This window comes from Nocardioides baculatus, assembly GCF_016735675.1.
Lineage (GTDB): Bacteria > Actinomycetota > Actinomycetes > Propionibacteriales > Nocardioidaceae > Nocardioides > Nocardioides baculatus.
This window is the reverse complement of record NZ_JAERSG010000001.1, coordinates 157622-178790: the sequence shown is the minus strand read 5'-3', so window position 1 is coordinate 178790 and position 21169 is coordinate 157622. Positions and strand designations below refer to the sequence as shown.

General features: G+C 71.6%; 21 protein-coding genes. 15 read left to right on the top strand and 6 right to left on the bottom strand.

Going from position 1 to position 21169, the window contains the following annotated elements; translation table 11 throughout:
- Positions 1 to 68: 68 nt before the first annotated feature.
- From nadC to JI751_RS00835, 4 genes are all read left to right on the top strand, one after another.
- A complete protein-coding gene (gene nadC, locus JI751_RS00850; protein ID WP_201932245.1) occupies positions 69 to 971 on the top strand; it encodes a carboxylating nicotinate-nucleotide diphosphorylase in 903 nt (300 codons plus the stop codon).
- A complete protein-coding gene (locus JI751_RS00845) occupies positions 968 to 1738 on the top strand; it encodes a type III pantothenate kinase (protein ID WP_201932244.1) in 771 nt (256 codons plus the stop codon). Before nadC ends, JI751_RS00845 begins: the two co-directional genes overlap by 4 nt.
- Before the next feature lie 141 nt (positions 1739 to 1879).
- Positions 1880 to 2206, top strand: coding sequence for a histone-like nucleoid-structuring protein Lsr2 (locus tag JI751_RS00840; protein ID WP_201932242.1), 327 nt, complete (start codon positions 1880 to 1882; stop codon positions 2204 to 2206).
- Positions 2207 to 2377: 171 nt separating this feature from the next.
- A complete protein-coding gene (locus tag JI751_RS00835; RefSeq protein ID WP_201932240.1) occupies positions 2378 to 4972 on the top strand; it encodes an ATP-dependent Clp protease ATP-binding subunit in 2595 nt (864 codons plus the stop codon).
- A 17-nt stretch (positions 4973 to 4989) separates the two neighbouring features.
- Here JI751_RS00835 and JI751_RS00830 read toward each other — a convergent pair whose 3' ends face one another.
- Positions 4990 to 5871: an iron-sulfur binding domain-containing protein gene (locus tag JI751_RS00830; RefSeq protein ID WP_201932238.1), complete on the bottom strand. Its 882-nt coding sequence runs from the start codon at positions 5869 to 5871 to the stop codon at positions 4990 to 4992.
- A 67-nt stretch (positions 5872 to 5938) separates the two neighbouring features.
- Here JI751_RS00830 and JI751_RS00825 point away from each other — a divergent pair, with 67 nt between their 5' ends.
- Complete coding sequence (locus tag JI751_RS00825) at positions 5939 to 6760, top strand: hypothetical protein (protein ID WP_201932236.1); 822 nt, start codon at positions 5939 to 5941, stop codon at positions 6758 to 6760.
- Positions 6761 to 6999: 239 nt separating this feature from the next.
- Here JI751_RS00825 and disA read toward each other — a convergent pair whose 3' ends face one another.
- Both disA and radA read right to left on the bottom strand, forming a co-directional pair.
- Positions 7000 to 8082: a DNA integrity scanning diadenylate cyclase DisA gene (disA, locus tag JI751_RS00820; RefSeq protein WP_201932234.1), complete on the bottom strand. Its 1083-nt coding sequence runs from the start codon at positions 8080 to 8082 to the stop codon at positions 7000 to 7002.
- 112 nt (positions 8083 to 8194) lie between these two features.
- On the bottom strand, positions 8195 to 9589 hold the full coding sequence (gene radA, locus JI751_RS00815; RefSeq protein ID WP_201932232.1) for a DNA repair protein RadA: 1395 nt from the start codon (positions 9587 to 9589) through the stop codon (positions 8195 to 8197).
- 507 nt (positions 9590 to 10096) lie between these two features.
- On the opposite strand from radA, the gene JI751_RS00810 reads away from it, so the two are divergent.
- The 3 genes from JI751_RS00810 to JI751_RS00800 all read left to right on the top strand — a co-directional run bounded on the left by JI751_RS00810 (position 10097) and on the right by JI751_RS00800 (position 12987).
- Positions 10097 to 11140 (top strand): LacI family DNA-binding transcriptional regulator, encoded by a 1044-nt coding sequence (locus tag JI751_RS00810; protein WP_201932230.1) that lies wholly within the window; start codon positions 10097 to 10099, stop codon positions 11138 to 11140.
- Positions 11141 to 11218: 78 nt separating this feature from the next.
- On the top strand, positions 11219 to 11719 hold the full coding sequence (locus tag JI751_RS00805; RefSeq protein WP_201932228.1) for a SigE family RNA polymerase sigma factor: 501 nt from the start codon (positions 11219 to 11221) through the stop codon (positions 11717 to 11719).
- Entirely contained in the window at positions 11716 to 12987 is a 1272-nt protein-coding gene (locus JI751_RS00800; protein ID WP_201932226.1) for a hypothetical protein, read from the top strand. Before JI751_RS00805 ends, JI751_RS00800 begins: the two co-directional genes overlap by 4 nt.
- Here the strand turns inward: JI751_RS00800 and JI751_RS00795 are convergent.
- From JI751_RS00795 to JI751_RS00785, 3 genes are all read right to left on the bottom strand, one after another.
- Positions 12984 to 13673: a class I SAM-dependent methyltransferase gene (locus JI751_RS00795; RefSeq protein WP_236665507.1), complete on the bottom strand. Its 690-nt coding sequence runs from the start codon at positions 13671 to 13673 to the stop codon at positions 12984 to 12986. The genes JI751_RS00800 and JI751_RS00795 overlap by 4 nt on opposite strands.
- A gap of 2 nt (positions 13674 to 13675) precedes the next feature.
- A complete protein-coding gene (locus tag JI751_RS00790) occupies positions 13676 to 14314 on the bottom strand; it encodes a VOC family protein (protein WP_201932225.1) in 639 nt (212 codons plus the stop codon).
- A 91-nt stretch (positions 14315 to 14405) separates the two neighbouring features.
- Positions 14406 to 15182 carry a DUF3109 family protein gene (locus JI751_RS00785; RefSeq protein ID WP_201932224.1) on the bottom strand — a complete coding sequence of 259 codons (777 nt, stop codon included), beginning with the start codon at positions 15180 to 15182 and terminating at the stop codon, positions 14406 to 14408.
- Between the two features lie 26 nt (positions 15183 to 15208).
- Here JI751_RS00785 and JI751_RS00780 point away from each other — a divergent pair, with 26 nt between their 5' ends.
- From JI751_RS00780 to proC, 7 genes are all read left to right on the top strand, one after another.
- On the top strand, positions 15209 to 16153 hold the full coding sequence (locus tag JI751_RS00780) for a Ppx/GppA family phosphatase (RefSeq protein WP_201932223.1): 945 nt from the start codon (positions 15209 to 15211) through the stop codon (positions 16151 to 16153).
- 4 nt (positions 16154 to 16157) lie between these two features.
- Positions 16158 to 16958 (top strand): sugar phosphate isomerase/epimerase family protein, encoded by an 801-nt coding sequence (locus tag JI751_RS00775; protein ID WP_201932222.1) that lies wholly within the window; start codon positions 16158 to 16160, stop codon positions 16956 to 16958.
- On the top strand, positions 16955 to 17542 hold the full coding sequence (locus JI751_RS00770; RefSeq protein WP_201932221.1) for a TetR/AcrR family transcriptional regulator: 588 nt from the start codon (positions 16955 to 16957) through the stop codon (positions 17540 to 17542). Before JI751_RS00775 ends, JI751_RS00770 begins: the two co-directional genes overlap by 4 nt.
- Positions 17543 to 17746: 204 nt before the next feature.
- Entirely contained in the window at positions 17747 to 18457 is a 711-nt protein-coding gene (locus JI751_RS00765) for an ABC transporter ATP-binding protein (RefSeq protein WP_201932219.1), read from the top strand.
- Positions 18454 to 19191, top strand: a complete 738-nt coding sequence (locus JI751_RS00760; protein WP_201932216.1) for an ABC transporter permease — start codon at positions 18454 to 18456, stop codon at positions 19189 to 19191. The genes JI751_RS00765 and JI751_RS00760 overlap by 4 nt, the downstream gene beginning before the upstream one ends.
- A gap of 100 nt (positions 19192 to 19291) precedes the next feature.
- Positions 19292 to 20227 carry a proline dehydrogenase family protein gene (locus JI751_RS00755; protein WP_236665506.1) on the top strand — a complete coding sequence of 312 codons (936 nt, stop codon included), beginning with the start codon at positions 19292 to 19294 and terminating at the stop codon, positions 20225 to 20227.
- Between the two features lie 122 nt (positions 20228 to 20349).
- Complete coding sequence (gene proC / locus JI751_RS00750; protein WP_201932214.1) at positions 20350 to 21150, top strand: pyrroline-5-carboxylate reductase; 801 nt, start codon at positions 20350 to 20352, stop codon at positions 21148 to 21150.
- Positions 21151 to 21169 lie beyond the last annotated feature (19 nt).

Sequence of the window (21169 nt, the reverse complement as noted above, 5' to 3'; positions counted from 1 at the left end):
GCGCTCCTCCACCGCGAGCCTGCGGGGACCCCGAAGCGCTCCTCCGAACAACGCCGCAGGGGCCCCGCATGACCAGCCTCGACGACGTACCTGCCGAGCTCCGCGACGAGATCACCGCGGCCGGGTTGGACCTCGACCACGTCTGGGAGACGATCGCCCGCGCGCTCGCCGAGGACCTGCCCGAGGAGCCGCGCGAGGACCCGACCAGCGCGTCCACGATCCCGCTCGACGCCCGCGGCGAGGCGGTCTTCGGTGCGCGCGAGCCCGGCGTGGTGGCGGGGCTCGGGGTCGCGGCCGTGACGTTCAACATGCTCGGGGCCGACGCGACCATCACCGACCGCGTGCCCGACGGCACCCGGGTCGAGAAGGGCGACGTGGTCATGCGCGTCTCCGGGCTGACCCAGCGGATGCTGGTGGCCGAGCGGACTGCGCTCAACCTCGCCTGCCACCTGTCCGGCATCGCGACCGCGACGTCCCGCTGGGTCGAGGCGCTCGAGGGCTCGCCGACCCGCGTCCTCGACACCCGCAAGACACTGCCGGGCCTGCGGGCGCTGCAGAAGTACGCCGTGCGCTGCGGCGGGGGTGTCAACCACCGCACCAGCCTCCAGGACATGGCGATGGTCAAGGACAACCACGTCATCGCCGCGGGCGGCGTCCTCCCGGCACTGTCCGCCATCCGCGCCGGCCACCCCGGCCTGCCCGTCGAGGTCGAGGTGACGACGCTCGACCAGCTCGACGACCTCCTGGCGCTGCCCGAGCCGCCGGAGCGGATCCTGCTCGACAACATGACCGACGAGCTGATGGCCGAGGCCGTACGCCGTACGGCCGGGCGGGTGCCGCTCGAGGCCAGCGGCGGGATCACCCTCGAGCGCGCCGCGCGCATCGGCGCCACGGGCGTCGACTTCGTCTCCGTCGGGGCCCTCACCCACTCGGTGGTGGTCTTCGACCTCGGCATGGACCTGTCCGCATGAGTCTTCTCGCGGCCGACATCGGCAACAGCCACACCTTCATCGGGCTGCTCGACGGCGACGAGGTCACCGACCACTGGCGGGTCAACACCGACGAGCGGCGTACGGCCGACGAGTGGGGCGTGCTGCTGCGCGGCCTGCTCGCGGAGCGCGCCGGCGACGTCGACGGCGTCGCCGTCTGCGCGACGGTCCCCTCGGTGCTGCACGAGTGGCGCGAGATGCTCGAGCGCCACTTCGGCGACGTCCCCTCGATCGTGGTCGAGCCCGGCGTGAAGACCGGGATCCCGGTGCTGATGGACAACCCCCGCGAGGTCGGCACCGACCGGATCGTCAACTCCCTCGCCGCCGCCACGCTCCACGGCGGCCCGGCGATCGTCGTCGACTTCGGCACCGCGACGACGTTCGACGTGGTGAACGCGAAGGGGCAGTACGTCGGGGGCGCCATCTCGCCCGGCATCGAGATCTCCCTCGAGGCGCTCGGGCGGCGCGGCGCGCAGCTGCGCAAGGTCGAGCTCGCCCGCCCGCGATCGGTGATCGCGAAGAACACCGTCGAGGCATTGCAGAGCGGAATGATCTTCGGCGTCGCCGCACAGGTCGAAGGGCTCGTGGCGCGGATGATCGCCGAACTGGGTGTATCGACCGACGACGTCACCGTCATTTCGACCGGCCACTTGGCGGCGCTTCTCGTCGACGATTGTTCGTGCTTCACCGTCCACTCGCCCTGGTTGACGCTTCAAGGTCTGCGGCTGGTCTTCGAGCGCAATTCCTGACGTCACGGAATCGCGTTGCCAATTAGCGGGTAATGCAGCGCGTCAGGGCGTGCTTGACCTTTTGCCAATTCAATTGAATTGCTGCCACACTGCATTCGACGCGTTTAGCCCCGAACGCTCATGAGGGAAAAGGAATTCGACATGGCACAGAAGGTCAACATCGTCCTCGTCGACGATCTCGACGGCACCGAGGCGACCGAGACGGTCACGTTCGGGCTCGACGGGACCACCTACGAGATCGACCTCAACGACGCCAACGCCTCCAGCCTCCGTGAGGCACTCAGCGGCTACGTCGGCCACGCCCGCAGGGTCAGCGGCGGCGCCCGCCGCGGCCGCAAGTCGACCGGGTCCGCCTCGTCCTCCAACACCAAGGACGTGCGCGAGTGGGCCAAGTCCCAGGGCATGGACGTCTCCGAGCGCGGCCGCATCTCCGCCGACGTGCAGCAGGCCTACGACGCCGCCCACTGACGTACGCCGACACGACCCCGCACCCTCCGAGGGGTGCGGGGTCGTTCGCTGTGAGCGGACGGCCTCGATCCGTGGGCGGGAACACGTAGGCTGATCCCGGGCGTTGACCCCAGTGTCCGCAACCCGGCGACTGCGCCGACCCGCGGACCACGCAGACGTAGAGGAGCGCACATGTTCGAGCGGTTCACCGACCGAGCCCGGCGAGTTGTCGTGCTGGCCCAGGAAGAGGCCCGCATGCTCTCCCACAACTACATCGGGACCGAGCACATCCTGCTCGGCCTCATCCACGAGGGCGAGGGCGTCGCCGCCAAGGCCCTCGAGTCCCTCGACATCTCCCTGGAGGCCGTGCGCGCCCAGGTCGAGGAGATCATCGGCCAGGGCCAGCAGGCCCCGTCCGGCCACATCCCGTTCACCCCCCGCGCCAAGAAGGTGCTCGAGCTCTCGCTGCGCGAGGCGCTCCAGCTCGGTCACTCCTACATCGGCACCGAGCACATCCTGCTCGGCCTGATCCGGGAGGGCGAGGGTGTCGCGGCCCAGGTCCTGCAGAAGCTCGGCGCCGACCTCAACCGGGTCCGCCAGCAGGTCATCCAGCTCCTCAGCGGGTTCCAGGGCAAGGAGTCGGCCGCGGCCGGCGCCCAGACCTCCGGCTCCGGCGGCGAGGCGCCGTCGAGCTCGCTGGTCCTCGACCAGTTCGGCCAGAACCTCACGCAGGCCGCCCGCGAGGGCAAGCTCGACCCCGTCATCGGGCGCGAGCAGGAGATCGAGCGCGTGATGCAGATCCTGTCGCGCCGCACGAAGAACAACCCCGTCCTCATCGGTGAGCCCGGCGTCGGCAAGACCACGATCGTGGCCGGCCTCGCCCAGGACATCGTCAAGGGCAACGTGCCCGAGACGCTCAAGGACAAGCAGATCTACACGCTCGACCTCGGTGCGCTGGTCGCCGGCTCGCGCTACCGCGGTGACTTCGAGGAGCGCCTCAAGAAGGTGCTCAAGGAGATCCGCACCCGCGGCGACATCGTGCTGTTCATCGACGAGATCCACACCCTCGTCGGCGCCGGTGCGGCCGAGGGCGCGATCGACGCCGCCAGCATCCTCAAGCCGATGCTCGCGCGCGGAGAGCTCCAGACCATCGGTGCGACCACCCTCGACGAGTACCGCAAGTACCTCGAGAAGGACGCCGCGCTCGAGCGCCGCTTCCAGCCGATCCAGGTGCAGGAGCCCTCGATCGCGCACACCATCGAGATGCTCAAGGGCCTGCGCGACCGCTACGAGGCGCACCACCGCGTCACGATCACCGACGAGGCCCTGGTCTCGGCGGCGACGCTGGCCGACCGCTACATCTCCGACCGGTTCCTGCCGGACAAGGCCATCGACCTCATCGACGAGGCCGGTTCGCGACTGCGCATCCGCCGGATGACCGCGCCGCCGGACCTGCGCGAGTACGACGAGAAGATCGGCGACGTGCGCCAGCGCAAGGAGGCGGCGATCGACGGGCAGGACTTCGAGGCCGCGGCCCGCCTGCGCGACGAGGAGAAGCAGCTCTCCGCTCGCCGCTCCGAGCGCGAGAAGCAGTGGCGCGCCGGTGACCTCGACGAGATCGCCGAGGTCGACGAGGAGCTCATCGCCGAGGTCCTGGCCGTCGCCACGGGCATCCCGATCGTCAAGCTGTCGGAGGAGGAGTCCACCCGTCTGCTCAAGATGGAGGACGAGCTCCACAAGCGCGTGATCGGTCAGGAGGAGGCCGTCAAGGCGCTCTCCCGTGCCATCCGGCGTACGCGTGCGGGTCTCAAGGACCCGAAGCGTCCCGGCGGCTCGTTCATCTTCGCCGGCCCGTCCGGTGTCGGTAAGACGTGGCTGTCCAAGACGCTCGCCGAATTCCTCTTCGGCGACGAGGACGCGCTGATCCAGCTCGACATGTCCGAGTTCTCGGAGAAGCACACCGTCTCGCGCCTGTTCGGTTCGCCGCCCGGATACGTCGGCTACGAAGAGGGCGGGCAGCTCACCGAGAAGGTGCGCCGCAAGCCGTTCTCCGTCGTCTTGTTCGACGAGGTCGAAAAGGCCCACCCCGACATCTTCAACAGCCTGTTGCAGATTCTCGAGGAAGGCCGCCTGACGGATTCCCAGGGTCGCGTCGTCGACTTCAAGAACACCGTCATCATCATGACGACCAACCTCGGCACGAGGGACATCTCCAAGAGCGTCAACCTCGGTTTCGGCCAGACGGGCGACGCCGCCGGCTCCTACGAGCGGATGAAGAGCAAGGTGTCGGAGGAGCTCAAGCAGCACTTCCGCCCCGAGTTCCTCAACCGTGTCGACGAGATCGTCGTGTTCCCGCCGCTGACGCAGGAGCAGATCGTGGCGATGGTCGACAACATGATCGCCTCCGTCGAGCTGCGCATGAAGGACCGCGACATGTCGCTCGAGCTGACCACGCCTGCCAAGGCGCTGCTGGCCGAGCGCGGGTTCGACCCGGTCCTCGGCGCCCGTCCGCTGCGTCGCACGGTGCAGCGCGAGATCGAGGACGTCCTCGCCGAGAAGATGCTCTTCGGTGAGGTCGGGCCCGGCCAGATCGTGCTGGTCGACGTCGAGGGAGAGGGCCCGGAGGCGACGTTCACCTTCAAGGGCCAGAAGAACTCCCGGGTCCCCGACCTGCCGCCGTTCGAGACCGCCGACCTGGCGATCGAGCCGCAGCGCGACGACGAGGGCAACCTCGAGGGTCCGGACGACTCCGAGGGACCGATCGACATCCCTCGCGACCCCGCCTGACCCAGCGAGTCACCAGATCACCCCGGGAGCGCCCAGCGCCCCGGGGTGATCTGCGTCAGGAGGCCGTCGGCGACGAGCCCGGCGAGGCAGCGCTCGCGCTGCTCGGTGCCGGGCCAGGCGGCCTCGGCCTGGGCCGCGGTGACGACGTCGTGGTCGCGGGCGAGCGCCAGGAGGCGGCCACGACACTGCCGGTCGGTGCCGGCCCACGCCTGGCCGCGGCGCGGGGGTCCGTCGTAGGCCGGGAAGCCGGCGCCGCGCCAGGCGCACAGGTCGGCCACGGGGCAGGCGTCGCAGTCCGGCTGGCGCGCGGTGCAGACGAGCGCACCGAGCTCCATGGTCGCCACCGCCCAGGTCGCCGCGGTGGCGTCGTCGTCGGGGAGCACGCTCGTGGCGACGTCGCGCTCCGCGCGGGTCACGGCGGGGGCGGGGAGCTCGATGCCCGACACGGCCCGCGCCAGGACGCGGCGGACGTTGGTGTCGAGGACGACGTGCCGCTGGCCGAACGCGAAGCTCGCGATCGCCGCGGCCGTGTAGTCGCCGACGCCGGGCAGCGCGAGCAGGTCGTCGTACGCCGTCGGCACCGCGCCGTCGTGGCGCTCGACGATCGCGACGGCCGCGGCGTGGAGGCGGAGCGCGCGGCGCGGGTAGCCGAGCCGGCCCCACATCCGCACCGCCTCGCCCGTGGGCTCGCGCGCGAGGTCGGCCGGCGCCGGCCAGCGGTCGAGCCACGCTTCGTGGACCGGCAGGACCCGCGCGACGGGCGTCTGCTGGAGCATGAACTCGCTGACCATCACCGACCACGGGCTGGCCTGCACCCCGCGCCACGGCAGCTCCCGCGCGTGGTCGTCGTACCAGTCGAGCACCGCCTCGTGCAGCGTCGCGGGAGAGGGAGTATCCATCGCAGCGATCCTAGGGAGGCCGGTGCGCCTCCGCCGAGACGGGCCGCTCGCTACCTAGCCTGACCCCATGGCGTCGAACGTACGACCTCGCGGGCCGCTCCCGGCCCGGGTCTACTGGATCCGCCGCGCCGTCGTGCTCGCCGTGCCCCTGCTCCTCGTCGTCGTGATCGCGCGCGTCCTCGGTGGGTCGTCGGACGGCAAGGAGGCCGCCAGCGGTACGGCGACCCAGGCCGGTGCGAAGGTCGAGGCGAGCACCGTCCCGACGGCCGGGCCGACTGCCGGCGAGAAGGCCGCGACCGGCAAGGGCAAGAAGGGGAAGGGCAAGAAGGGCAAGCAGCAGCCCGTGGAGGAGACCGCCCCGCCCGAGCCCGTGCTGGCCGAGCCCACCGGCCCCTGCGCCGACTCCGACATCGTCGCGACCCCGGCCATCACCTCGGCCGCCGGTGGCTCCGACGTCGCGATCACGATCAACCTCCGGACGAAGTTCGCCGAGGCGTGCACCTGGCAGGCGTCACCGACGACCATGACGGTGACCATCACCTCCGGTGACGACTACATCTGGAGCACCCGCGAGTGCCCGGTCGGCATCCCCCCGCAGGACGTCGTCATCCGTCAAGCCGTCGACGCCCCCGTGGTGGTGACCTGGTCGGCGAGGCGCTCCGACGAGACCTGCTCGGACCGCACGGCCTGGGCCAGGCTCGGGTTCTACCACGTCGAGGCGGCCGCCCTCGGCGGCGAACCGACCGACGTGCAGTTCGAGCTCGTGGCCCCTCAGCCGGGCGTGGTCACCCAGACCGCCGACCCCCAGGCGCAGGGCAAGGGCGGCAAGAAGAACGGCGACACCTCCCACACCCCCGGCGAGGACGGCGCGGGCAACTCCGCCGGCTGAGCGGTCGCCGGGCGTACGACGTCGAGCTCAGCGCGTGCCGGGTGCGGACACGTGTCCCGATGTTGCCCTCGATCCAGTGGCACGAGGGCCATGTCTCGGACATGTGTGGGTGGCCTCCGACAGGCCTGCCTCCCACAAGGGATTTCGACGCGCCCGTCGCTGCCTCGTTCCTCGGCAGCGGGGCTTGCTCAATCTGGCCACGCCCACGCAGGACGCGCGAGCGCGTCCTGCTGCGTGTCTCAGATGTAGCGCTCGGTGATGCTCGACTCGGCGAGCCGGGAGAGTCCCTCGCGGACGCTGCGGGCACGCAGCTCGCCGACGCCCTCGACGGCCTGAAGGTCGTCGATGCCGGCGGACAGGAGCTGCTGCAGCCCGCCGAAGTGCTCGACCAGGCGGTCGACGACGGCGGCGGGGAGACGCGGGACCTTGGCGAGCAGGCGGTAGCCGCGCGGCGCCACGGCTGCGTCGAGGTGCTCGGGCCCCCCGAGGCCGATCACCCGCGCGACTGCCGCGGGATCGACGAGGTCGGTGGGGGAGAGGCCCTCGAGCTCGGCCAGGTGCAGCTCGGGACTGGTGTGGCGGCGCTTGCCGGTCGGCAGGTAGTCGCGGACGACGAGCTCGCGCTCGGCGTCGACCCCGGTGACGAGCTCCTCGAGCTGGAGCGAGAGCAGCCGGCCGTCGGTGCCGAGCTCGAGCACGTAGTCCTCGATCTCCCGCGCGATCCGGATGACCATCTCCAGACGCTGCGCCACGACGGCGACGTCGCGCACGGTGACGAGGTCCTCGATCTCGAGCGCGGACAGGGTCGCGGACACCTCGTCGAGGCGGAGCTTGTAGCGCTCGAGCGTGGCCAGCGCCTGGTTGGCGCGGGACAGGATCTTGCCGGAGTCCTCCAGCACGTGGCGGATGTCGCCGACGTAGGCCGCGATGATCTGCATCGACTGGCTGACCGAGATCACCGGGTGGCCGGTCTGCTTCGCGACCCGCTCGGCCGTACGGTGCCGGGTGCCGGTCTCCTCGGACGGGATCGTGTGGTCGGGCATCAGGTGGACCGCGGCCCGGTGGATCCGGGTGATGTCCTTGTCGATGACGATCGCGCCGTCCATCTTCGCCAGCTCGCGCAGGCCGGTGGCGGTGAAGGGCACGTCGAGGGTGAAGCCGCCGGTCGAGATCGACTCGACGGTCTTGTCCAGCCCCAGCACGATGAGCGCGCCGGTGCGGCCGCGCAGGATCCGCTCGAGGCCGTCGCGCAGCGGCGTACCGGGTGCGATCGATGCCAGGGTCGCGCGCAGGCGCAGCTGCTCGTCGATGCGCTCGGCCACCGGTCCTCCACTGTGTGTGCTGGCCCGCCCCCGGGCACCCCGGTGAAGTGTAGGGCGCGAGACGCCGATCGAGCGTTCCGTTAGCGACCCGTGACCTTCGGAGGGAGGAGGGCTAGAGCGGCGGCGTCAGCTCGAGGGTGAGGAGCGCGCCGAAGACGTCGTCGACCTCGACCACGGTGAGGCCGTCGACCACCCGCCGGCTCGGGATGCCGCGCTCGCTCCGGAGCGGGCGTCCGCGCGGGACGACGGCCAGCTCGAAGCCCAGCCGGGCGGCCTCGGCGATGCGCTGCGGCAGGTCGCGTACCCGTCGCAGCTCGCCCGCCAGGCCGATCTCGCCGATGGCGACGGCACCGCGCGGTGCGGGCACTCCGAGGTGCGAGCTGGCGACGGCGACGGCGATCGCCAGGTCGGCGGCCGGGTCGTGGAGCTTGGCCCCGCCGACGGTCGCGACGAACGTGTCGCTGCCGGCGATGCGGAGCCGGGCATGGCGCGTCAGCACGGCGAGCACCATGTCGACGCGGGACGACTCGACCCCGGAGACCGTACGCCGGGGGCGCTCGAGCGGCGACGGGGTGAGGAGCGCCTGCACCTCGGCCAGCAGTGGTCGACGGCCTTCCATCGTGACGGCGACGCAGGTGCCGGAGACGTCCTGGGTGTGGTGCTCGACGAAGAGGCCGGTGGGGTCGGTGACGGCGGCGATGCCTTCGGAGGACAGGTCGAAGCAGCCGACCTCGTCGACGGGGCCGTAGCGGTTCTTCATCGCCCGGACCATCCGGAAGCGGGAGTTGCGGTCGCCCTCGAAGTGGAGCACGACGTCGACGAGGTGCTCGAGCACGCGCGGGCCGGCGATCGAGCCGTCCTTGGTGACGTGGCCGACCATCACGGTCGTGATGTTGCGGGTCTTGGCGACCCGGATGAGGGCGGCCGCGACCTCCTTGACCTGGGTGACGCCGCCGGGCACGCCCTCGACGCCCGGGGCGCCGATGGTCTGCACGGAGTCGACCACGAGCAGGGTGGGCCGCACCTCCTCGATGTGGGTGAGGACCGCGCCGAGGTCGGTCTCGGCGGCGAGGAACAGCTCGTCCTGGACCCCGCCGGTGCGCTCGGCACGGATCCGCACCTGCGCGGCCGACTCCTCGCCGGTGACGTAGAGGGTGCGCTGGCGGGTGCGGGCGGTCTGCGCCGCGACCTCCAGCAGCAGCGTGCTCTTGCCGACGCCGGGCTCGCCGGCGAGCAGGATGGCCGCGCCGGGCACGAGGCCTCCGCCGAGCACGCGGTCGAGCTCGGGGACGCCGCTGGAGCGCGCGACCGACTCGGTGATCGCCACCTGGCCGATCGGCACCGCCGGCGTGGACACCGGACCGGCTGCGGCGCGGAGCGTCGGCGCACCGGCCTCGGCGACCGAGCCCCAGGCCTGGCACTCGCCGCAGCGACCCACCCACTTGGCGGTCTCCCAGCCGCACTCGGAGCAGCGGTAGGAGGTGCGGGTGCGAGCCTTGGTCGACATGGCCCTCACGCTAGGTCAGCGCACCGACAGCGACGTCGTACGCCCCGGCGCGGCGACGTGCCGTGCGGCCACGTCGATGACCGGCCGGTCCGGACCACCTCTCCACAGGTGGGGCCCGCCGCCTGTGGAGCACGCCCGGATCCTGTGGACGAGAGGGGTGGGACCTGGGGATGGAGAGCCCTGATCGGTGGAGGGGGAAACCCGTGCTCCGAACCCCTTGCGCGGGTCGTCCGTGACCCCGTAGAACTCTCCCTACGCAGCCCCGCAAGGGGCGGCGGGACGACTCGGAGACGAGGGTCCATCCGGCAGGGAGGCTTCGGCCGACCAGCCGCCGCGACTGGGTGACGCAGGCGCGGGGACTCGCGGGGAAGAGACGTCGACCGGAGGTCGTCACACGATCCGGTCACCCGAAGGGCCCTTGCGACTCATACTCGCGAGGGCCCTTCACCATTTCCCGCTCCCGCGCAGGCTTATGCTGCGGGGAGTTGGATCGATCAAGGGGGAGCCATGGCGCGCAGCGACCATCGGTCCGGCAGTCAGCTGCCGGTCACTCCGACGACGCTCGCCGACGTGGCGGAGCGGGCGGGTGTCTCGCGGCAGACGGTCTCCAACGCGGTCAACAACCCCGACCTGCTGCGCCCCGACACCCTCGAGCGGGTCCGGCAGACGATCGCCGAGCTCGGCTACTCGCCCAACCGCGCGGCGCGCAACCTCCGCACCCGCACGTCCTCGCTGATCGGGCTGCGCTTCACGCCCGCGCAGGAGGGCACGGCCAACGCGACGATGGACCGCTTCGTCCACTCGCTGGTCGAGGCCAGTGACGAGGCGGGCTACCACGTCCTGCTGTTCCCGGCCGACGACGAGGACCCGGTCGGCGGCTACGACAACCTGCTCCGCTCGACGGCGGTCGACGCGTTCGTCGTCACCGACACCTACCTCGGCAACCCGCAGGCCGCCTGGCTCAGCCAGCAGCGTGCGCCGTTCGTCGCCTTCGGCCGGCCGTGGGACGACGACGTCGCCCGGCACGTCTGGGTCGACGTCGACGGCGCCGCCGGCACCCGGCTCGCCACGCAGCACCTGATCGACCGCGGCCACACCCGCATCGCGTGGATCGGCTGGCGCAAGGACTCGCCCATCGGCGAGGACCGCCGCGCGGGCTGGCTCTCGACGATGCACGCCAACGGCCTGTCGACGACGGGCCTGGCCTCGCGGGTCGAGGACGTCGTGCACAGCGGCGCCGAGGCGGCCGCCGTGCTCCTCGACGAGTCCGAGCCCACCGCCTTCGTCTGCGCGTCCGACACCCTCGCCATGGGAGTGCTCCACACGCTCTGGATCCGCCAGCTCGCGCCCGGTCGCGACATCGCGGTGGTCGGCTTCGACGACTCACAGGTGGCGCAGGTCTTCCCGGTGGGCCTGACGTCCGTACGCCAACCGCTCGAGGACGTGGCAGTGGAGATCGTCCGGACCCTGCGCGCGCTGCTCGCGCACCAGCCGGTCGAGGCGCGCGGCGTGCTGCTCGAGCCGTCGCTCGTGATTCGCGAGTCCAGCTAGCCCGGCTGGTCAACCGGATCGGCGTCGCCGTCGTCTTCTGGGTCAGAGACCACGAGACGGACGAACCGAGGAGGTGCCGTGGCCCGTCGTGACGACGACTTCGTCGCCTTCGTCGACGCCCGCTCCGCAGCGCTGCTGCGGACGGCCCGACTGCTCACCGCCGGTGACCAGCACGCCGCCGAGGACCTGGTGCAGACGGCGCTCGAGAAGGCGTACGTCGCCTGGCCGCGGATCCAGCGCAAGGGTGCGCAGGAGTCCTACGTCCGCTCGATCATGACGCGCGCGGCGATCGATCGGACCCGGCAGCGGACCCGGCGGGGCGAGGTCGTGACCGACGAGGTCCCGGACGTCCCCGTCCACCAGGCCGGGCCCGAGGACCGCGACGAGGTCTTCGCGCTCCTTGAGGTGCTCTCGCCGCGCCAACGCGCGGTGATCGTGCTGCGCTACTACGACGACCTCTCCGAGGCCCAGATCGCCGAGGCGCTCGGCTGCAGCGCCGGCGCCGTGAAGTCGCACGCCTCCCGGGCGATGACTCTCATGCGTGCCCACTCCACTGACCTGTCAGGAGCCCACCGATGAGCATCGACACCCTGCTGCGGGCCCAGCTCACGTCCGCCGTCGACGACACCCCGGTCCCGCCCGGCCTGGCACAGCAAGCGGTGACCGGCGGTCGCCGTCGTCGTCGCCGTCGGAACCTCGCCGGCGCGGCTGCCCTCGCGGCCGTCGCCGTCGTCGCCACCTCGGTCGTCCAGCTCCCCGGCGTCGGGTCGCTGGGCCGTGGCGGTGACGTGGCCTCCGGCACCAGCGCCGACCTCGCGGACGGCCTCGCCTGGGCGCGGTCGCTGCCACAGGGCATGGCGCCGACCCTGCCGTTCTTCGGCGAGGGGGGCCTGTGGAGCGACGGACGGATGTACGACGTGCCCGAGGCGGTCAACTACGCCTACCCGCCGCGCCACGTCTACCACGGCTGGCTCGTCGTGACCGGCCATGACGACGAGCAGCTCGCCCTCGCAGTGCTGGGCTACGACGGCTCCCTGCGCGAGCTGCCGGGCGGCACCTTCGTCGAGGGTGTCGGCGACACCCGGTCGGCCGCGGTCTCCGCCGACGGGATGCGTGTGGCGTTCCGCGACCTCGTCGTCGACGTCGACACCCTGGAGTGGACCCGCCTGCCGCACCAGCCGGACGGCGCGGTCGGCTCCGACGGCTACGCGACCGAGATCAGGATCGTCGGGTTCACCGACGACGGTCTCGTCTACCAGGGCGCCCCCTTCGAGGAGGGCTTCGGCTCCACCTGGCTGCTGCGCGACGACGGGACGACCGCGCCGGTCGAGCCGCCCGAGGACAGCCACATCAGCGACACCGACTCCGCCGACATCGCCGTGCGCTTCGACTACGACGACGACAACACCGACACGTGCATGACGACCTACCGCCTCAGCGGCACCGCGTGGGACGAGTGGCGCAGCGACTGCATGGGCGAGTCGCTCGACGAGGCGCTCGGGGTCTCGCCCGAGGCCGAGTGGCTCCTCACCGACGACCTGCCGCGCGTGTGGGACATCGTGGACGGCCGGTGGCGGCGCCTCGACATGCCGGTGGGTGTCGGCCCCGCACAGATGGACGCGCAGCGCGGTGGTGCGGTGTGGGAGACCGACGACAAGTTCCTGCTGGCGTTCGCCGACCGGTGGGCCGGGCCGACGTCGCCCGAGCCCGACTTCGTGCAGCACGTGCAGGTGGTGCGCTGCTCCGCCCGGACCCTCAGCTGCGAGCGTGCGGGCGACGAGCAGGTCCTGCCGGTCGTCACGACGATGTGGGGCACCAGCCAGCTGGCGTTCGCCGCGCCCTCCTAGTAGTGCCGCCACCAGAGGTTGACGGCGTAGTCGACCTCGGTGCCGGTGTGCCCGGCCAGCGCCTCCTCGGCGACCGCGGGCGGCAGCTCGATGCGGACGACGGACTCGAGGTCCTCACGGGTCGCGAACGACCACCCCATGTCGATCTGCCGGCGCTGCCAGCCGTGCATCGACCAGAACCGCTCGACCGCGTCGGGGTCGACCTCGGGGAAGCCGCGACCGAACCAGCGGCCGAAGGTCGACCTGGTCGGGTCGTTGTCGATCACGAACGCGGTGCCACCACGGCGTACGACCCGGTCGAGCTCGCGCAGCCCGGGCTCCGAGCCGGGGCCGAAGAAGTAGGCCCACCGCGCGTGTGCCACGTCGACCGATGCGTCCGGGACCGGCAGGGCCTCGGCCGCGCCCTGGTGGACGGTGACGTGCGCCAGCGAGCGCGTACGACGACGGGCGAGCGCCACGAGCGGCGGGTGGGGCTCGACGCCGGTGACCTGCGACGCCGAAGCGGCCCACTGCGGGAGGTGGAAGCCGGCGCCGCAGCCGATGTCGAGGAAGGCGCGGCCGGACCAGTCGCCGATCTCACGCATGGCGGCGACGACGCGCCCGTGCGGGTCGGCGGACCGGTTCTCGAGCTCGTAGAGCTCGGGGGTGTTCCAGATGTTGGGGGACGGCCGCGGTGTGAGGGTCAAGCTCAGATGCGGACGAGCCCGTGTGGCGTCTGGAGCTGGACCGCCACGATGCCGGGGGTGCCGTTGGGGGCGACCCACTCGACCTTGATGTCCTCCAGCGGCGCCTCGACGGTCTCGCCGAGCCACTCGCTCACGCGCTGCGGGTCGCCGGCGATCTCCAGGCAGGCCAGCGAGTACTCGCCGGTGGCGCCGTGGCTGGGGTGCAGGTCGTCGGCGGTCTGCCAGTGGATGAAGTAGGGCAGCTGCGGGTCGTTGAGCAGGCCGTTGACGCCGATCTGCTGCCACAGCAGCTCGGTGCCGTCGGGGCGGTGGCGGTTGCCCTTGACGGCCTCGCGACCCAGGCGCTCCTCGACCGGGGCGATGTCGTCGACCGAGACGACCCAGCCCATCCAGCCGCCGCCGAGGGCGGAGCGGGCGCGCACGGCCTGACCGAACGGCGCCTTGTCGCTGGCGGGGTGGTCGAGCACCTCCACGATCTCCATGTAGGTGTCGCCGGCCAGCGGCAGGATCATGTTGCGGGTGCCGAAGCGAGGGTGCACGCCTCCGGTGACGAAGTCCGTGCCGAGCAGCCCCCCGATGCGCTGGGCGGTGCTGGCAAGTCCATCAGGTCCGGCGGCGAAGCTGACGTGGTCCAGGCGCATGCAGAGATTCTGAGCCTTTTCGTCGCGGGTGTTGACACCGGGGTCGTGTTTTCTTGATGTCAAGGAATCCCGACACGCGGACCGCGGGTTGTCAGCGGGGGTCGGCAGGGTGGAGGGCGAGGGCTGATCGCGACCGCACGTGGGCCTCGCAGTGGCGCACCAGCTCGACGTAGGCCTCGCGTCCCATCAGCTCCACCAGCTCGGGCTCGTGGGTGACGAAGACGGGCTCGAGGGCGACGTGCGCCTCGGTGTTGCCGGAGCAGTACCAGTCGAGGTCGTGACCGCCCGGACCCCACCCGCGACGGTCGTACTCGCCGATCGAGACCTCGGTGTAGGACGTGCCGTCCTGCCGCTCGACCGAGCGGTACTGCCGGCGGATCGGCAGCTGCCAGCAGACGTCGGGCTTGGTCTCCAGGGGGTTGCGGCCCTGGCGGAGCGCGAGGCCGTGCAGCGCGCAGCCCGCGCCGACGTGCCCGCTGTCGTTGGTGAAGTCGGTGCGGTTGTGGAACACGCAGGCCTGCTGGCCGTCGACCTCGACCGCCAGCGTCTTGCGCTCGCCGTCGTCGTCGGTCTCGATCCAGTCGGACTTCTTCACCTTGCGGCCCGGGTGGAGCTGCCAGTCTTCGGGAGTCAGCTGGTCGACGAAGCCGGCGACCCGCTTCTCGTCGTCCTTGTCGGCGAAGTGGGCGCCGAGCGTGCAGCAGCCGACGTCGGGCGCATCGGCGTAGATGCCCTGGCAGCCCTGCCCGAAGATGCACATGTAGGACGACGTCAGCCAGGTGAGGTCGCAGCGGAACACCTGGCCCTCGTCGGCCGGGTCGGCGAACTCGACGTAGGCGCGGGGAAAGACGAGGTCGACTTCGGGCACCACCAGAGCCTAGTAGCGTGGACGTCATGCGCCTGGGCGTTCTCGACATCGGCTCCAACACCGGCCACCTGCTGGTGGTCGACGCGCACGGTGGAGCCGCCCCGCTGCCGGCCTCCTCGCACAAGCAGCCGCTGCGCCTGGCCGAGCACCTCGACGACGACGGTGCGGTCACGAAGAAGGGCATCAAGGCCCTCACCGACTTCTGTGCGTCCGCGACCGAGATCGCGGAGGACAAGGGCTGCGAGGAGATGCTCGGCTTCGCGACCTCCGCGGTCCGCGACGCCGTCAACTCCCACGACGTGCTCGAGCACGTCGAGAAGCACAGCGGCGTGAGGCTGGAGGTGCTCTCCGGCGAGGACGAGGCGCGACTGACCTTCCTGGCCGTACGCCGCTGGTTCGGCTGGTCGGCCGGCCGGCTGGCGGTCTTCGACATCGGTGGCGGGTCGCTGGAGATCGCCGGCGGCACCGACGAGAACCCGGACGTCGCCTGGTCGCTGCCGCTGGGTGCGGCGCGGATGGCGCGGGCGTGGTTCGGTGGCGAGCGACCGTCTGAGGACGACATCCGCGACCTGCGCAAGCAGATCCGCGCCGAGATCGCCCGCGACGCCGGCCACCTGCTGCGTCCCGGCGTGCCCGACCGCGCAGCCGCGACCTCGAAGACCTTCCGATCGCTGGCCCGCATCTGTGGTGCCGCGCCCAGCGGCGACGGCCCGCTCGTGCCGCGGGTGCTGGAGCTGTCGACCCTGTCGGAGTGGATCCCGAAGCTGATGGACATGTCGCCCGACGAGCTCGCCGCGCTGCCGGGCGTGTCCCCGAGTCGTACGCACCAGATCGTGCCGGGCGCGCTCGTCGCCGAGGCCTGCATGGACATCTTCGACCTGTCCGAGCTGGAGATCTGCCCGTGGGCGCTGCGTGAGGGCGTCATCCTCGAGCGACTCGACCAGATCTCGGTCGTGACGAGGTCGCACTGATCCCATGCCCTTCGACACCCCGCTGATCGGCCTCTCCACCGCCTCGGTCTACCCCGAGTCGACGGCGCACGCCTTCGGGTGGGCGGCGTCGCTGGGCTACGACGCCGTCGAGGTGATGGTCGGCATCGACGCGCTGAGCCAGCAGGTCGACGCGGTCAAGAAGCTCAGCGACCACCATCAGGTGCCGATCTGCGCGGTCCACGCGCCCTGCCTGCTCTTCACGCAGCGCGTGTGGGGCACCGACCCCTGGGGCAAGCTCGAGCGGTCGGCCGAGATGGCGGAGGCGGTCGGCGCCGACGTGGTCGTCGTGCACCCGCCGTTCCGGTGGCAGAAGGACTACGCGGCCGGCTTCGTCGAGGGCATCGCGTCGCTGGAGGCGCGGACGGGCATCGCCTTCGCTGTCGAGAACATGTACCCGTGGCGGGCCTCGTCGCGGCGCGGCATGGAGATGTACCTCCCCGGCTGGGACCCCAGCGAGGAGCCCTACGCCAACACGACCATCGACCTCTCCCACGCCGCGATCGCGAAGAGCGACGTCGTCGAGATGGCCGAGCGGATGGGCAGCTCGCTGCGCCACATCCACCTGACCGACGGGTCCGGCTCGGCGAAGGACGAGCACCTGGTGCCCGGGCGCGGCGTGATGGGGGCCGAGGAGTTCCTGCACCACCTCACCCGCACCGGCTTCTCCGGCCACGTGGTGCTGGAGATCAACACCCGTCGCTGCGCCGACCGCGAGGAGCGCGAGGCCGACCTGGCGGAGTCGCTGGCGTTCGCCCGGGCGCACCTCGGCGTCACGACCCCATGACCGTCTCGCGGGGGCGCCGGCCGGGCGCCCCGGACACGCGCGCCGAGGTGCTCACCGCCGCGCGGACGTCGTTCGCGGAGAAGGGCTTCCGCGGGACGACGATCCGCGCCGTCGCGTCCGCCGCCGGCGTCGACCCCGCGCTCGTGCACCACTACTTCGGGACCAAGGACGACCTCTTCGTCGCCGCCCTCCAGATCCCGGTGGACCCGCGCGAGATCCTGGCGCCGGTGGTCGCCGCAGGTCCCGACGGCGCCGGGGAGCGCCTGCTGCGGACCCTCCTCTCGGTGTGGGACGACCCCGAGCTCCAGCCCGGGCTGGTCGCGCTCGCCCGCTCGCTGGTCTCGGACGACAGTGCGAGCCTGGTGCGCGACGGCTTCATCCCCGTCGTGATCGGTCCGGTGCTCGCGAGCCTGGTCCGCGACCGTCCGGAGGTGCGCATCCCGCTGGTCGCCAGCCAGATCATCGGCCTGGTCGTGGCGAGGTACGTCGTCGCCCTCCCGCCCCTCGCGCTCATGCCGGCCGAGGACGTCGTCGCCCGCGTCGGCCCGACGATCCAGCGCTACCTGACCGGCGACCTGCCGTAGCTCGTCGTACGTGCGGCTGGCCCCGAGCGGTGGTCCAGCCACGTTCGGACCCTGCGAGATGTGGCTCCACCACCTCCCGCGGGCGTGTCGCGAAGAGACGCGCTGTCGAGCGGTGGTCCACCCACATTCGCGCGACCCGAAATGTGGCTGGACCACCGCGTCACGGGTTGACGGCTCGCTCGGAGCGGGAGCACAATTCAACACATGATGAAAAACGTCGTGGAGGTACGCGCCCTCGTCGTCGTACGCGGTGCGCGGGAGGTGCTGCCCGGCATCTCGCTCGACGTCCCTGCGGGCGTCACCGGCCTGCTCGGGCCGAGCGGGTGCGGCAAGACCACGCTGATGCGCTGCCTCGTCGGGGCGCAGCAGGTGCGGTCGGGCACCGTCGAGGTGCTGGGGGAGCCGGCGGGCAGCGCGCCGCTGCGCACGCGGGTCGGCTACGTCACCCAGGCCGCGAGCGTGTACGACGACCTCACGGTGGCCGAGAACCTGAGGTTCTTCGCCCGCGTGCTCGGCGTCGACCCCGCATCGGTCGACGAGGCGATCGAGTCGGTCGACCTGGCGGGCCACCGCGACCAGGTGGTCGCCCGCCTCTCCGGCGGGCAGCGGAGCCGCGTCAGCCTCGCGGTCGCCCTGCTCGGCCAGCCGGACCTGCTCGTCCTCGACGAGCCGACCGTCGGCCTCGACCCCGTGCTGCGCCGCGACCTCTGGGCACTCTTCCACCGGATCGCCGACGCCGGTGCCGCCGTGCTCGTGTCGAGCCACGTGATGGACGAGGCCGAGCGGTGCCACCGGCTGCTGCTGATGCGGGAGGGCCGGATCATCGCCGACGGGCCGCCCGACGAGATCCGCGAGCGCACCGGCGCCGCCGACATCGAGCAGGCCTTCCTCCACCTCGTGGAGGCGACGCAGTGAGCGCCCGGATCACCCTCGCCGTCGCCGGCCGGGTGCTGACGCAGGTCCGTCGCGACCACCGCACGCTGGCGATGCTGCTCGTCGTCCCGTGCGTCCTGATCAGCCTGCTGTGGTGGATGTTCGATGACCTGCCGGGCGGGATGTTCGACCGCTTCGGCCCCGGGCTGCTCGCGATGTTCCCCTTCATCGTGATGTTCCTCGTCACCAGCGTCACGACCCTGCGCGAGCGCGGCAGCGGCACCCTCGAGCGGCTGCTGACGATGCCGATGGGCCGGCTCGACTTCCTCCTCGGCTACGCCCTCGCCTTCGGCCTGCTCGCCGCCGTGCAGGCGGCGCTCGCGGTCGGCGTGAGCGTCGGGCTGCTCGGTCTCGACGTCAACGGCCCGGTCTGGCTGCTCGGCGTCGTCGCGGTCGTGGACGCCGTCCTCGGCACGGCCCTCGGCCTGCTGGTCAGCGCCTTCGCGACGACGGAGTTCCAGGCGGTGCAGTTCATGCCGGCCTTCGTGCTCCCGCAGATCCTGCTGTGCGGGCTGTTCGTGCCGCGCGACGCGATGCCGGGCGTCCTCGAGGCGATCAGCAACGTCCTCCCGCTGTCGTACGCCGTCGACGCGATGCAGGAGCTCGTCGCGCGGGCCGACCAGGGAGAGGTCTGGCGCGACGTCCTGGTCGTGGCGGTCTTCGCGCTGGCGGCCCTCGGGCTGGGCGCCGCCACGCTGCGACGGCGTACGCCCTGACCAGCGATACCTGAGGACGTGGTGGACGTGCTCGAGCCCGATCCACGTCCGTGGCGTCCTCAGGTGTGTCGGGGAAGGAGGCGGGCGTAGCCTTCTGGCCATGTCGTTGCTCCGCCAGCCGATCCTCCTCCTCGCCCGCAGCCAGGGCGTCAAGAAGCTCGTCTCGACGATGCCCGTCTCCAGCGGGATCGTCACCAGCTACGTCCCCGGCGAGCACACCGCCGACGCCGTACGCGCGACGCAGGAGCTGGTCGACGACGGCCTGCGGGTGACGCTCGACTACCTCGGCGAGGACACCACCGACGCCGCCCAGGCCGACGCCACGGTCGCGGCCTACAAGGAGGTCCTCGCCGACCTCTCCGCCAAGGGCCTGGCACCGCAGGCGGAGGTCTCGGTCAAGCTCAGTGCGATCGGCCAGTTCCTGCCCGACAACGGCCACAAGGTCGCCCTCGAGAACGCCCGTGACATCTGCCGCGCCGCGCGCAACGCTGGCACCACGGTCACCCTCGACATGGAGGACCACACCACCACCGACTCGACGCTGTCGATCCTGCGCGAGCTGCGCAAGGACTTCCCCGAGACCGGCGCCGTGCTCCAGGCGATGCTGCACCGCACCGAGGCCGACTGCCGCGCCCTCGCCTACGAGGGCTCACGCGTCCGCCTCTGCAAGGGCGCCTACATGGAGCCCGAGGAGGTCGCCTTCCAGGAGAAGGTCGAGATCGACAAGTCCTACGTCCGCTGCCTCAAGGTGCTGCTGGCCGGCCAGGGCTACCCGATGATCGCGACCCACGACCCGCGGATGGTGCAGATCGCCTCGTCGCTCGCGAGTCGCTTCGGTCGCCGCGCGGGGACCTACGAGTTCCAGATGCTCTACGGCATCCGCCCCGAGGAGCAGAAGCGCCTGGCCGCCGCCGGCGAGACGATGCGCGTCTACATCCCCTACGGCACCGAGTGGTACGGCTACCTGATGCGCCGCCTGGCCGAGAAGCCCCAGAACCTCGCGTTCTTCCTTCGCTCGCTGGTCAGCAAGAAGTGAGACCACAGCGTCCGCGACGAAGGAGTGGGCGCGTCGTGGGCCAGATGGAGCAAGCACCTCGGGCGAGGCACGAGGCCGAGACGTGCGCGTCGACATCTCCGTGACGTCGTAGATTGACCTGCATGAGCACAGCGATCATCGGCGCGGGAGTCATGGGGGAGACCCTGCTGTCCGGGCTCGTACGCGCCGGGCGCCGCGTCGACCAGCTGATGGTCGGCGAGAAGCGCGCCGAGCGCGCCCGCGAGCTCGAGGAGCGCTACGGGGTGGCCGTCGTCTCCAACCGCGAGGCGGCCCGCAAGGCCGACACCGTCGCGCTGGTCGTCAAGCCGCAGGACATGGGCGACGTGCTGGAGGAGATCGCCCCCGAGCTGCGGGCCGGTCAGCTCGTCGTCTCGCTCGCCGCGGGCATCACCACGTCCTACATCGAGTCGCGCGTGCCGGAGGGCGTCGCCGTCGTGCGTGTCATGCCCAACACGCCTGCGCTCGTCGACGAGGGGATGGCGGCGATCTCGCCCGGCTCCCACTGCGACGAGGCCCACCTCGCCGAGGTCGAGGCGCTGATGGCGTCCACCGGCAAGGTGCTGCGCATCCCGGAGAAGCAGATGGACGCGGTCACCGCGATCTCCGGCTCGGGCCCGGCCTACATCTTCTTCGTCGTCGAGTCGATGATCGAGGCGGGCGTGCACCTCGGCCTCCCGCGCACCACGGCCACCGAGCTCGTCGTGCAGACCCTCGTCGGCTCGGCCACGATGCTGCGCGAGACCGGCACCCACCCCGTCGTCCTGCGTGAGCAGGTCACCTCGCCGAGCGGCACCACCGCGTCGGCGCTCCGCGAGCTCGAGGTGCACCGCGTCCGCGCCGCCTTCCTCGCCGCGATGGAGGCCGCACGCAACCGCTCCCGCGAGCTGGCCGAAGGGTCCTGACCGATCTGGTCTGTCGGTC